Source organism: Leptolyngbya sp. NK1-12 (assembly GCF_032598965.1).
Lineage (GTDB): Bacteria > Cyanobacteriota > Cyanobacteriia > Elainellales > Elainellaceae > Elainella.
In genome coordinates this window covers 1,437,598-1,450,715 of the sequence record NZ_CP053586.1, presented here as the reverse complement: position 1 = coordinate 1,450,715, position 13,118 = coordinate 1,437,598, and the positions used below count along the sequence as shown (strand labels likewise).

11 protein-coding genes are annotated in these 13,118 nt (G+C 52.8%); 7 read left to right on the top strand and 4 right to left on the bottom strand.

The features are described from left to right. Positions 1–21 precede the first annotated feature (21 nt). Complete coding sequence (locus HJG54_RS05765) at positions 22–729, bottom strand: response regulator transcription factor (protein ID WP_036002687.1); 708 nt, start codon at positions 727–729, stop codon at positions 22–24. A 495-nt stretch (positions 730–1,224) separates the two neighbouring features. On the opposite strand from HJG54_RS05765, the gene HJG54_RS05760 reads away from it, so the two are divergent. After that, positions 1,225–3,336 (top strand): M14 family zinc carboxypeptidase, encoded by a 2,112-nt coding sequence (locus HJG54_RS05760; RefSeq protein ID WP_316433861.1) that lies wholly within the window; start codon positions 1,225–1,227, stop codon positions 3,334–3,336. 4 nt (positions 3,337–3,340) lie between these two features. Here the strand turns inward: HJG54_RS05760 and HJG54_RS05755 are convergent, their stop codons facing one another. Beyond that, on the bottom strand, positions 3,341–5,143 hold the full coding sequence (locus HJG54_RS05755; protein WP_316433860.1) for a CocE/NonD family hydrolase: 1,803 nt from the start codon (positions 5,141–5,143) through the stop codon (positions 3,341–3,343). Between the two features lie 44 nt (positions 5,144–5,187). Between HJG54_RS05755 and HJG54_RS05750 the strand changes: the two genes are divergently transcribed. Further along, positions 5,188–5,685 carry a GNAT family N-acetyltransferase gene (locus tag HJG54_RS05750; protein WP_316433859.1) on the top strand — a complete coding sequence of 166 codons (498 nt, stop codon included), beginning with the start codon at positions 5,188–5,190 and terminating at the stop codon, positions 5,683–5,685. A 12-nt stretch (positions 5,686–5,697) separates the two neighbouring features. On the opposite strand, the gene HJG54_RS05745 is transcribed toward HJG54_RS05750, so the two are convergent. Together HJG54_RS05745 and HJG54_RS05740 are read right to left on the bottom strand one after the other, a co-directional pair. Further along, positions 5,698–6,105: a gamma-glutamylcyclotransferase gene (locus tag HJG54_RS05745; protein ID WP_036002679.1), complete on the bottom strand. Its 408-nt coding sequence runs from the start codon at positions 6,103–6,105 to the stop codon at positions 5,698–5,700. Between the two features lie 408 nt (positions 6,106–6,513). Further along, positions 6,514–6,756: a hypothetical protein gene (locus tag HJG54_RS05740; RefSeq protein WP_316433858.1), complete on the bottom strand. Its 243-nt coding sequence runs from the start codon at positions 6,754–6,756 to the stop codon at positions 6,514–6,516. 94 nt (positions 6,757–6,850) lie between these two features. Between HJG54_RS05740 and HJG54_RS05735 the strand changes: the two genes are divergently transcribed. The 5 genes from HJG54_RS05735 (at position 6,851) to HJG54_RS05715 (ending at position 13,016) form a co-directional block, all read left to right on the top strand. After that, positions 6,851–8,098 carry a Zn-dependent hydrolase gene (locus tag HJG54_RS05735; RefSeq protein WP_316433857.1) on the top strand — a complete coding sequence of 416 codons (1,248 nt, stop codon included), beginning with the start codon at positions 6,851–6,853 and terminating at the stop codon, positions 8,096–8,098. Between the two features lie 449 nt (positions 8,099–8,547). After that, positions 8,548–9,720 (top strand): ABC transporter ATP-binding protein, encoded by a 1,173-nt coding sequence (locus HJG54_RS05730; RefSeq protein WP_316433856.1) that lies wholly within the window; start codon positions 8,548–8,550, stop codon positions 9,718–9,720. A gap of 239 nt (positions 9,721–9,959) precedes the next feature. After that, entirely contained in the window at positions 9,960–11,288 is a 1,329-nt protein-coding gene (locus HJG54_RS05725; protein ID WP_316433855.1) for an ABC transporter substrate-binding protein, read from the top strand. Positions 11,289–11,326: 38 nt separating this feature from the next. Further along, positions 11,327–12,181 (top strand): ABC transporter permease, encoded by an 855-nt coding sequence (locus HJG54_RS05720; RefSeq protein WP_316433854.1) that lies wholly within the window; start codon positions 11,327–11,329, stop codon positions 12,179–12,181. A 25-nt stretch (positions 12,182–12,206) separates the two neighbouring features. Then, positions 12,207–13,016, top strand: a complete 810-nt coding sequence (locus tag HJG54_RS05715; protein ID WP_036002664.1) for an ABC transporter permease — start codon at positions 12,207–12,209, stop codon at positions 13,014–13,016. The last annotated feature ends 102 nt before the right edge of the window (positions 13,017–13,118 follow it).

The window sequence follows — 13,118 nt, the reverse complement described above, 5'->3', positions numbered from 1 at the left end:
GAAGTAGCTGAAAGAATTGGCTCAAACTAATGCGTCTTCAAATTTATACCCCACCCCAATCACGGTTTTGACAAAGGTGGGATTGGCCGGATCGGGTTCGATTTTTTTGCGTAGCCGGGCCACATGGGTATCCACTACCCGCTCATCACCATAGAAATCGCTGCCCCACAGCCGCTCGATCAGCTGGGTTCGATTCCAGACCCGTCCAGGATAGCTGAGAAAGGTAGTCAGTAAATCGAACTCTAGCGTTGTCAGGTCCAGCGTTTCGGAGTCTTGGCCATCGAGCTGCCGGTGCGCTACCCGCTGATCTACATCCACTGCAAAATGGGGCGTTTGAAACACGCGGCTCTGTCCACCTTGGCGGAGGGTGCGGCGCAGTAGGGCACGGACTCGCGCCACCAGCTCACGCGGGCTAAACGGCTTGACCAGGTAGTCATCGGCTCCGGTCGAGAGGCCAATAATCCGGTCAATCTCTTCCCCTTTGGCAGTCAGCATCAAGATAAATGGATCCTTGTTGCCAGGTTTTTGGCGAATGCGGGCACAGACTTCTAGGCCATCTAAGCCCGGAATCATCAAATCGAGAATAATCAGATCGGGCTGTTGTTCTTGAAAAATTTGCAGTGCCGTCACGCCATCGCGACAAGTGCGACAGGTGAAGCCTTCTTTTTCTAAATAGAGCTGGATCAGCTGAGCAATTTCAGCTTCGTCTTCCACGATCAAGATTTGCATGACTTGTCTGCTTTCAGAAATCCAAGTCTATAGTGACATACGAGGGTCATGCATCTGTTGGATCCGGCCAATTGCTCTGGCCAATTGCTCTGGCCAATGGATCCGATCAATGGATTTGGCCAATGGATCCGGCCAATGCGACCTGATCCAAACTGGGCTGGGTCAAATTTAACAAAATCTTGACAAATAACTAGCAGATGACGCATTTTACTGAGGTTAGGGGATGCATTCGTTGCTTTGCTGCTGTTTCCTATTGAGACTCTGTTGCTTCAATTGCTGTTTAAATTCTGGTTCTTTGAGTGGACCTGCCATCAGCTCGATCGGTTTGGCCTCTTAGTCCAAATCATTCGGCCCAAATCATAGAGTCCAAATCGTTTAGCCAAATTACTCACTGGAAGTTCTGGGGCTTAATTCGGCTTGATTTGGGCTTGATTTAGGCTTAGATCCTTTTCGGTTCTCTGGGTCTACTTTCTCCTACCCCTGTTGATAGTAACTATGTCTGACTTGTCTAATTTATCGTCTGATGTACTGTTTGATTCACGGTCTGATTTACCCTCTGATCTACCCTCTGATTCTAGTAACCCGGCTAGTCCAGCTAGCCCATTGCGTGTTTCTAGTGATCAACCGACTCTAGCGAGTTCAAGCGAAACTGGTTCCACTATCGCCGGTTCCACTATCGCCGGTTCCACTATCGCCAAGTTTGATAGCTACCGCACCGTTGAAGCCACCTATGCTAGCTTGGCCCAGCTCGCTGCTGACAATCCGGCTTTGGCGACTTGGGTTGATATTGGTGATAGCTACAACAAGGTCAGCAACAACGAAGCGCCCGGCTATGATATTTTCGCCTTGCAGTTGGGCCAACCGGCGGCAGACCAACCCAAACCCGTATTCTTGCTTCAGGCCGCGATTCACGGGCAAGACTATGTCAGCACAGAATTGGCCACCCGGTTCGCTGAATTTCTAGTGGCTAGCTATGGCGTTGCGCCAGAAGCCACCTGGCTGCTCGATTATTTTGATATCCGCATCGTGCCGATTGTTAACCCGGATGGACGCAAGCTGGCCGAGGCCGGTAACCCCTGGCAAAAGAATGCCAACCCCACGGTACCGGATGGGCAATCGCCCGCTCCTTTTCCCGACTATGGCGTCAATCTCGACCGCAACTTTAATCTCCAGTGGGGCAAGGTAGCAAATGGAGCCAGTCTCGATCCAGCCTCGCCCGTTTACCAAGGCAGTGCGGCTTTCTCGGAACCCGAATCTCTAGCCCTGCGCAATTACCTGTTTAAGAGTTTTGGTGGGGACGAGAGCGACGATCAACCCGGTGTTTTCATCAACCTCCAGGGCAGCGGCAATCAAATTCTCTATCCCTATAACTGGAAATCTGCTCCAGCGGCTGATCAAGAGGAACTGCGTAACCTGGGATTAAAACTCAGCTCCTTTACAGCTGGCTCCAACTCGAATGGAACTGGCACAAACCCAACTCCGAGCGCCTACGAGGTGCGCCAAGGCAGCAGCCAGGGGGTTGCATCTGGAACTGCGATTGATTGGGTCTATCAAATCCTGGGAGCCGCCAGCTACACGATCTCGGCAGGCACTAAAGCCTTTGAAACCAGCGCTGTTTTTGAATCGGAAATTGTTCCCAAACTGTTGCCTGCCCTAGCCTATGCTGTCAAAGCTGCTGCCAGTCCCTATGAGCTGCCGCTGGGGCCGGATGTGCGCTCGCTCAGCTTAGCTTCGGGGCAGGCCATTGTGGGAATCACTAATTCAGTCAACCTCTCTGCAACGATTGATTCCAGTCGCTCTGCCGATTTGCCACTTCCAATTGTTGCCGGTGCCCGTTACAGCATCGATGCCCCTTCTTGGGTGCCAGAAGCGCTGTTGTTCGACATGCTGCCCAAAAGCGGAGATCTTGACAGCCCAGTTGAGACGTTGGAGGCTGCCGTAAATACAAGCAACCTTGCTCCCGGACGCCGCACGATTTTTGTCGAAGGGCTAGACGAAGACGGTAACTATGGAGTCCCAGCGGCTATTTTTCTAGATGTGCTGCTACCACCCGAAAATGCTAACGTGCTGCGCGGCACCGAAGCCAACGATATTCTGACTCCAACAGCTCTGTTCAACTTTGTGGCTCTAGGGCAGGGCGGCGACGACCGAATTCAAACCCTGGCTGGAACCGATCTAATTTTGGCGGGACCAGGCAACGACACAGTATCAGCTGGGGAAGGCGATGATCGGGTTTACGGAGGGGTGGGCAATGATCAGCTAACCGGCGGCGGCGCAAATGACCAGCTCTACGGAGAAGCCGGAGCCGATCGGGTATTTGGCGGCGAGGGAGACGATTTGCTTTGGGGCGGTGCAGGCGACGATCAGTTAACCGGAGGGGCAGGCCAGGACACGTTTGCGCTGGTTTATAACGAAGGCAGTGATAAAATTCTGGATTTTGCAGTTGGGGTAGACAAACTGGGTTTGGTAGGTACCCTCAAGTTCAATCAGCTTTCGATCCGTCAAGCCGGAGAAGTGACGCAGATCCAATATGGCCGAGTAACACTAGCCGAACTGACGGGAGTGACAGCCGATGCTTTGACCGCGGCTGACTTCGTTAGTATCTAACGCTTCAGTTTTGCTGTATGGCTAGATACACACAGGACAAACCATTCGATTCGCTGAAGATGGCAATCGTGATCACGCCAGCGTCTAGTAGACATCCCTGATGCACGGCAGCTCCCGTACCGGGATTCACTCCATAGGCCGGAAAACAAGCCGCGCTGATGCTGAGACGAATTGCGCTGCCCTGAGGGATGCGGATGCAGGTGGGTTGGAGGGTTAGCTGGTGGGGAGTGGGGGAGATGCGGCTCGTGAGCCTCGCCGAACGAGGGGAGGTGAGGCGCTGATAGGCTTGGGTGATGTTGTAGACACTGCCGTTGGGTTTGACTTCGGAGAGAATGGCGCAGAGGTCGAAACTGGGGGTATCGGCGGTGCAGTACAACTCAACCGTGATCTCGCCTGCTAGGTGTAGATCAGCAGCTAATGGTTCTGTGGTGTAGGTCAGTACATCTGAGCGGCAGTCAATCGCACTGCGTTCAAACGATCCAGCCGGAAAGCCAGCATGCCCTCCCAGCGAAGGCACCGGACGCCACGGATCATGAACCAAGGTATCGGGAAGGCAGTGTTTTAAGTTTTGAGTTTTGGCTTCCGGTGAATCAGCCGAACCAAGGTTTGAGTTTTGAGTTTTGTCGCTTGCTGCAAAGCACTGTGTTGAATCCCCATCTCCCCTCGTTCGGCGAGGCTCACGAGCCGCATCTCCCCCATCCCTCACCGGCTCCAACCTCCCCTCCCGCTCATCCATCGCTGCCAGCCCGGTTGTAACCAGACGATAGGCGATAGGCGCAGGGCTGGGAAACTGATCGAACTGCCGCCAGCGGTTACTGCCCATCTCGAATAAGCAAACAGGAGGCTGATCCAGCAGGCCGGTATCAATGCCTTTGAGAAACTGATCAAACCAGCGAAGTTGCAGCCGATCGATTGGGGAATTGGCTTCGGGGCCGTAATCCACACTGCCGACCTTGCGCCCCCAGGGAAGATGTGCCCAGGGTCCCACAATCAGATGCTGGGGAAACCGACTGCGAGCAGCCATGTCCCTATAGAAGCGCAGAGTGCCGCGCAGATGAGTATCATACCAACCGCCAATATGCAGCATTGGTAAATCTACGTTCTCCATGTAGGAGCAGGGCGAGAGGATTTGCCAGTATGCGTCTGGTTCTGGGTGAGCGAGCCAGTCGTGGTAGTGGGAGTTGGGCGCGAGTTGGTTCAAGATACCAGAATGCAAATCCACTGGGTCGGTGATCGGCAAGTTGCGAGCAGCGGTATAGAGCGTCCGGTAGGCGTCTGAGTTGGCTTGGCGACGGGCCGTTTCGCTGGCCAACTGAATCGCCCAACCCAGATTGAGCTGATAGCAAAAGGCACCGCCTTCGTAAGCCCAGTCGTGGTAGAGGTCATAGCCAATCATGCTGGGGCAGATAGTTTTCAAAGCCGGGGGACGAGCTGCGGCAGCATAAAGCTGGGTCATGCCCTGGTAGGAAAAGCCATACATGCCTACCTGACCGTTGCTTTGGGGTAAGTTGGCAGCCCAGTTGACCGCATCTTCGCCATCGGTGATTTCGTGGGCAAATAGTTCGAATTCGCCTGTCGAGGAGCCGCGCCCCCGCACGTCCTGAATCACCACAATATAGCCCTGGGCCGCATACCAGCTGGGGTGGGCATACACTACCGTAGAGGCAATGGCTCGGCCATAGGGCTGGCGCATCAGCAGGACAGGAAAGCTGTCTGCACTGTCGGGGCGATATACATCTGCATCTAGCCTGACGCCGTCGCGGGTTAGCATCGAAAGCGTTTGTTTGGAACCAACCGGGTAGACCATGAGCGCTTACAACTATTAAAGATGGAGATTCGAGAAAAGACGCTATGCAGATCCGTGATGCCGTTGAAGCTGACCTACCCGCGATTGTGGCGATTTACAATGCCGCCATTCCCAGCCGCAACTCCACCGCCGATTTGTTTCCGATCACAGTAGAAAGCCGCCGCGATTGGTTTTTCAACCACAATCCAGAACGCCGTCCCCTCTGGGTTCTGACGCTTGCAGAAGAGATAGTCGCCTGGATTGGTCTCTCCTCGTTCTATGGCGGCCGCCCCGCTTACGATGCCACCGCCGAGATCAGTATCTACATTGCGCCAGAGCACCAGGGCAAAGGGTACGGTTCGCTATTGGTGAGCCAAATGCTAGAGGCCGCCCCTCGCTTAGGCGTGACCACCTTCCTGGCCATCTACTTTGATCACAATCAGGCCAGCCGCAAACTATTTCATCGCTTTGGCTTCAAACCAATGGGACACCTACCCGCCATAGCCGAACTGGACGGCATCAGACGCGGCGTGATCATTGCCGGATGGCAAAATCCTGCCTGAGTTCTAGAACCCTTATCCGACGGCTGCGGTTGCCCGCTTGTAGGCTGCCCAACCGCCATAGCTGGAAATATCCGGCCAGTTGTACTTTTCGACTAGTTCCTGCGGATAGAAGAAAGCCGTAGCGGTGTCGCCATCTTCGAGCAGAACTTCGGTGGGATACATGTGGGGAGGTTCATTGGCGGCTAGATACTCGAACTGGTCAACCGTCATTTCATAAATTTCTCCCGGAATGGAAATGCCGTCTGCTCCGACCTGGTAGATGGCTGGATGCCAACCGTTTTCAGCTGCATGGAGCCGGTAGAGGGGTTGGGTTTTGGTTTCTTTGATGAACTTAGCAGACTGAAGATTCTGGTGATCCGGCTGGCCACGCAGGGCTGAACCGCAAATAAACACCTGTCGGGTTCCACTGGTTTGCGTCATAAGCATCACTAAAGTAATTGGATTGGGCTAAGTAGCTGGATTGAACTAACGGTATGCAGCATACCGGCACAGAGTAGCACAGGGCAATCCACCCCCACAATCAGCCAACCCCAGAGGAATACGAAAGGGTAAAGTGACTCCGATTTCAACAAAGAAAGGTAAAGAAATATGGAGAAAACTGAGCAATTGTTAATATATTGGATACATCGGCGCTGAATTTCGTTGCGATTGCCGGTTCGACTTCTGCTTGAGGCTATCAGTTAGCGATTTTCAAGGCATACCCTATCGGAGGAGGACGTGAAGGATTGTATAGCGCTACACTGCATTCTTGGAAATTTTTGTATACAGTCTACGGTATGCAGGAGTTAAAAAATGCCTTTACTGCTTTAGAGCAGTTGGCTCGCAGACTTAATTCGCAAACTTTGCAAGATAGAAAAATTTTTTACGCTCTACGCCAATTACGCCATGCGCAGCTTGCTCAAAACAATTGATTTCTCGTGGATTGGACAGTTTATCCACCCTAACTGGGGCCAACACCTGGATGAACATAGTCCTCCCATCCACTAGAGCATTGAGCTGACCCCCGATGGCGTATTCAGGCATGCATTTTTCAAAACTCTTCAGAAGTCGCTTCAGCCCTGGCCAGTTCATCCAGTTCTCAAATCTAGTAATTTACCCACTGCCCAACCCTCTCAGATTTACTCGCATCAATCTAATCTCGCATCAACTCAAAGGAGGAGTGTTCATGCAAGTTCTTTCGGTTCTCTCGGTCAACCACAGTCGCCTCAATGCCAGCATCAACCGCTTGGCCCGTGTTGGTCAGTTGCCCAATGGAGATATTTGTCGGCTGGCGTTTTCCGCAGAAGACCTGCAAGCTCGCTATCTGGTGCAGCAATGGATGATCGAAGCTGGGATGAGCGTTCGTACCGATGCCGCTGGCAACATTATTGGTCGCTATGCGGGCAGCGTCGAGGATGCCCCAGCTCTGGCTACGGGGTCCCATATCGATACGGTGCCGTCGGGGGGTTGTTATGACGGCGTGTTGGGTGTGCTGGCTGGAATTGAAGTGGTGCGCACCCTGCGGGAAAACAACGTCCGCTTGAAGCATCCGCTGGAAGTAATTGTCTTTACCGACGAAGAAAGCTCAATGATTGGCAGTCAGGCAATGGCGGGCACGGTGGTGCTGAACGCACCCGAACGCTACCAGCCTAAGGTCGGTCAGCCAATCGAATCCTGTTTAGAAGCAATTGGCGGCAATTGGGATGAGATTCCTTCGGCCCGTCGCAGCCGTGACGATATGGCCGCCTTTGTGGAGCTGCATGTGGAGCAAGGAGCGGTTCTAGAGCACACCCAAACAGAAATTGGCGTGGTTCAGGGTGTGGTGGGAATGCTGCGGCAGATGATTACGATCAAGGGCCAGGCCAACCATGCCGGCACGACTCCGATGGATATGCGTCAGGATGCGTTGGTAGCTGCTGCGCAGGTGATTTTGGCCGTCAAGCAAATTGCCCTCAGCATGCCCAGCCAGCCGGTTGCCACCGTGGGTTATCTGACTGTAGCGCCCAATGCCGTGAATATCGTGCCGGGTCAGGTAGAGCTGTCGGTGGACATGCGCGATTTGTCACAAGACTGCCTCGATACGATGATGTCGCGATTGCTGCGCGAGCTAAACCAGATTGCTGCGGACACTAGTACGGAAATTGATGTGACTCCGGTGCTCTGCGTGCAACCGACGCCCGCCGCTCCCTTAGTGCAGAAAACGATCGAATTCGTCGCCCAAGAGCTGAAGCTTAGCCACCGCTACATGCCGAGCCGTGCCGGTCACGATTCGCTAGAAATTGGCCGGATTACCGATATGGGTATGATTTTTGTGCCCAGCCAGGAAGGGTTGAGCCACTCCAGTGCTGAATACACCTCACCGGAACAGTGCACCCAAGGGGCGAATGTGCTGCTGCACACCTTGCTCCAGCTTGATGCAGCCTACGTCTGCTAAGACAACCCGCTTAAGTTAAGAATATTGAGAAAATTTACGTCTTATCGCGCCTGCTAGAGGAGGCGCGAGATTAGCCATACAATTGAGTTCATTCGTTTGATCCCCCATCCTTCTCCCGGCAAGGGGAACCGTTTGTGGAGCATAGGTATACACACCGCATACACACCAAAACTGCCTGAAGTCCTGATCAAGACGGAGCTAAAGAGACCGAGCCAGTTTGGCTACAGCAGTGAAGCGCTTTTCAGATCCTTTACAGCGTGCCGTCCTGATGCTTCAGCCCCGGTTGCTGATCTAGCTTGCTGATAGTTCGCAGAGCGTTGAGCAGAGCGTTGAGCAGAGCATTGATGTGTCTACGTTGACAATTTCGAGTATTGAAATAGTGTAATTTGCGCTCATGTTTCCACCTATCCCCTTTCCGTCTATCCTGTTCTAACGTTTGATTGTGGATTATGAACTCATCGGTGTCTGCATCTGAGGCACAACCTACCGCAACGGCTAAGCTTCAGCAGGAACTCGCGTCTCAGGCTGTTGGTGTTACCTTGCGAGCCGTGACTAAAAAGTATGGTTCGTTTACCGCAGTTGAAAATATTAGCCTGGACATTCCGGCAGGCTCCTACACCTGTTTGCTGGGGCCAAGCGGCTGCGGTAAAACCACTACGCTCCGCATGATTGCAGGCCACGAAGACATTACCAGCGGCGAATTGCTGATTGGCGACCGGCGGGTGAATGACCTGCCACCGGCTCAGCGCAATACGGCAATGATGTTTCAGAACTATGCCCTGTTTCCCCACAAAACCGTTTGGGAAAATGTCGAGTTTGGGCTAAAAATGCGCAATCTGCCCAAGGCGGAACGAATCCAGCGGGTAGACGAAATCCTAGAAATTGTCGGCTTGACCAAATTTGCCCAACGCAAGCCCGCCAAACTCAGTGGCGGCCAACAACAGCGAGCCGCCCTAGCCAGAGCGCTTGTGACGCGGCCTCAGGTGCTGCTGCTCGATGAACCCCTGAGTGCGTTAGACGAAAACCTGCGCGTCAGAACCCGCAGTGAGTTGCGCAAGTTGCAAAAGCAGTTTGGCATGACCTTCATTCAGGTGACCCATGGGCAGGACGAAGCCTTTGCCCTGTCAGATCAAATTGTGGTGATGGACCACGGACGCATTGACCAGATTGGCACACCAGAGCAGATCTTTCAGATGCCCGCCTCGCGCTTTGTGGCCCGCTTCGTTGGGGATAACAACATTTTCGTTGGCAAGATCAGCGATGTCCTTCAGGGCAATCAGTACGCGATCCTTCGACTCGATGTCGATGGCATTGGCTCGTTTCTCTGTCGTGGTCAAGCTGCTGATCTGGGCATGACGGCAGCCTGCTGCGTCCGCAGTGACAGCATGACCATGACCCCCTACCCGCCAACGGACTCAACCCTCCCCAATCAGCTGACGGCTCGTGTCGTAGCCATTGAGTTCACGGGCTATGTGACTCGCGTTTCGCTGATGGTGGAAGCAACTGGAGCAGAACTCACCTACAAAGTGCGGAGCCATGACTGGATTGCTAATCCCGTTCAGGAAGGACAGCTTGTCACCTTGAGCTGGACCACGGAAAATTGCGTATTTCTGTCCCATTAGATTCCCATTAGATAGTGATACATCTCCTCAGAGTTGGGGATCTGGGAGGCTGCTATCGATACTGTTAAGCAATACTGTTAAGCAATATCATTAAAGCTACCGTTAAAGCAGTGTCCAATTGGTTTCACTTAACATATCCCATTCGCTTCAGCTTATTATGTAAATTTGCTCATCGATTGTTGTTTAGAGTCGTGTTTTACTCCTCACTCACTTGGTCCTTCTAGAAAATGGTATCTCCTATGGCTAAGATCTCTCGTCGGTATGTGATTCGGACTGGGTTGGCGGCTGGTGCTGCGATTGCGGTGACCCGCTGTGCTAGCAATACCCAGCAGGCTTCAGCTCCCAGCGGCACACCCAACAATCCGGCTTCTGGTCCCGAAGTGAACACGAATCAGGTCAAAGATGTGACGCTGCGGATGATTGGCACGGGTGTATCCCAGATCAACGAAATTCGCAACAAGGCGCAGGAAGACCTGGGCTTCAAGATCGATGTGCGGGCACTCAGCACCGAAGAAAACAACCAGATCGCCATCACCCAGCCCGGTCAGTATGACCTGTTTGACGGAGAATATTTCAGCTTGCCGCTGGTGGTGCCTTCTGGCAACTTGCAGGCCATCGATGTCAGCAAGATCAAGGAATTCGACAAAATTGTGCCGATCTTCACCCAAAACAAGTTTGACGGCATGAAGGTGGAGCAGGCCCAGGGCACCTATCCCTACAAGGTGATGTACCTCCAGGATCAGGATTCCAAGGAGTTTGCTACCGAGCCGACCAATTGGGCCACGCTGATTCCGTTCCAGTACAACGCCGATACGCTGGGTTATCGTCCCGATTTAATCGGTTCTACTAAGATTGAGAGCTGGGCACAGTTGTTCGATTCCCAGTTCAGAGGCAAAACTTCGATTTTGGACATTCCTTCCATCGGCATCATGGATGCCGCGATGGTGGTAGAGGCGGCTGGCCTGATGAAGTTTGGCGACAAAGGCAACATGACCAAGGCCGAAATCGACCAAATTACCGACATCCTGAAGCAGCAGAAGCGCGACGGCCAGTTCCGAGCCTTCTGGAAGACCTTCGACGAATCGGTGAACTTGATGGCGGCGGGGGAAGTGGTGCTGCAATCGATGTGGTCACCTGCCGTGACTGCCGTAAAATCGAAGGGCATTCAGTGCGTCTATGCCCCCCTGAAGGAAGGCTATCGGGCCTGGGGCGGTGGCGTCGGATTGTCGAAAAATCTGTCTGGCGTTTCGCTCGATGCTGCCTACGAGTACCTCAACTGGATGCTGGATGGCTGGATGGGAGCCTTCTTGGGCCGCCAGGGCTACTACAGCGCTATTCCAGAAAACGCTCGCAAGTTCATGAAACCTGCCGAGTGGGATTTCTGGTACGAAGGCAAACCTGCTGCCGAAGACATGGTCGATCCGTTTGGCAAAACTCTAGAGAAAAAGGGCGCTGTGCGCGATGGCGGCTCCTTCAAAGAGCGGATGGGTAACGTCGTTGTCTGGAACTCCACGATGGATGAGCAGGTGCATTTGGTCAAGAAGTGGAACGAGTTTATTGCCTCGTAGCTAAGACGTAGCTACGAGCGCATGGGGGAGGCTTCTGTATGTATAAAACTTGGAAAGGGGTTCAGCCCTATTTGCTGGCTACACCGCAGACGTTGGTATTTCTGCTGTTCCTGATCTTTCCGATTTTGATGATCGGGTTAGTCAGTTTCTGGGAGTTTAACGGCTATACGATGGTACCTGGCTTTACGCTGAGTAACTATGCGGACGTGTTTACAGAAGTCTCCTTAAGAACCTACCTGAATACGTTCAAATACGTTGTCTTGGTTTGGTTTTTCTGTTTGGCGATTGCCTTTCCAGTTTCTTACTTCCTCGCCTTTCATATTCAAAATCAGAAGCTGCAAATTATTTTATTTCTAATTTGTACGGTGCCGTTCTGGACTTCTAACATTATCCGGATGATTTCCTGGATTCCTGTCCTGGGCAAGGAAGGCTTAATCAACAGTTTGCTGTTAAACCTAAATTTGGCCGAGCAGCCGGTAGAGTGGTTGCTGTATTCCGACTTTGCCGTCGTGCTGGGGATGGTGCATCTGTATAACTTTTTTATGATCGCGCCCATTTTCAACAGCATGATGCGGATCGATCGCAACCTGATTACCGCTGCTGAAGACATGGGAGCATCAGGATTTCAGATTCTCAAGGAAGTCATTTTGCCGCTGACGGCTCCCGGCATTGCCATCGGCTCAATTTTTGTCGTGACGCTGGTGATGGGCGAATTTATCACGGTCCGCCTGATGGGAGGGGGGCAATCAGCCTCGGTCGGCAAACTGATCCAAACCCAAATTGGCAGTTTGCAATATCCCCTCGCTGCCGCCAATGCCGTGGTGCTGCTAATCGTCACTCTCTTCCTGGTAGCCGGTATTCTGCGAGTGGTGGATATTCGCAAGGAACTCTAACCATCTCTAACCATCTCTAACCATTATGAACAAACGCCCCCTCTCCTTCTATTTTCTGGCTGCCTTCTTTGGTTTGTTCGTACTGTTTCTCTACGGCCCGATGATTGCCATCTTCATGCTGTCATTGCAGGGGCCAGACGGAACCCTCACGTTTCCGATGCGCGGTTTTAGCTTCTATTGGTTGGGGCAGGTATTTCAGGAGCAGCGGGTCGGCAGTTTTGTGGAGGCGTTCCAGCGGTCGCTGATTCTGGGTATTGGGGTACTGCTGCTGTCGCTAATTGTCAGCGTCATGGCGGGGCTGGCGTTTCGTGCCAGGTTTAGGGGGGCTACGTTCCTGTTTTATCTGACGATTTCCAGCCTGATTGTGCCGAGCGTGCTGGTGTCGTTGGGCATCGGCATTGCCTTTCAGGTGTTGGGACTGGAGACCAACTGGTTCTCTTCAGGTTTGGGAGCGCATTTAACCTGGACTGTGCCCTTTGCTTTTTTGATTGTGCTGGGGGTGTTCAACCGCTTCAACCCCTCCTATGAAGAAGCCGCTCGTGACCTGGGAGCCAATGACACCAAAACCTTCTGGGAAGTTGTGTTTCCGCTAATTGCACCCAGCTTAATCGGCGTTGGACTGCTCAGCTTCACCCTCTCCTACGACGAATTCACCCGCACTTCGTTGGTTTCGGGACAGGACAACACCCTGCCGCTGGAAGTATTCGGCATGACTACTAACGTGACGTCTCCGGCCCTCTATGCCCTGGGAACGCTGACCACGCTGTTTTCCTTCACGATGATTGTGATTGCCTTTATCGGCTTTCAGATGTTTTCAAAACGGCAGCAGCAGTAGGGATAGCGTGTCGTTTGATCTAATATTGATTTGATATACAGCCTTTTTCAGGCTCAGTAGATCGAAAATGAATTTGTTTAGCTCTCTAGGTTTGGGTTTGAT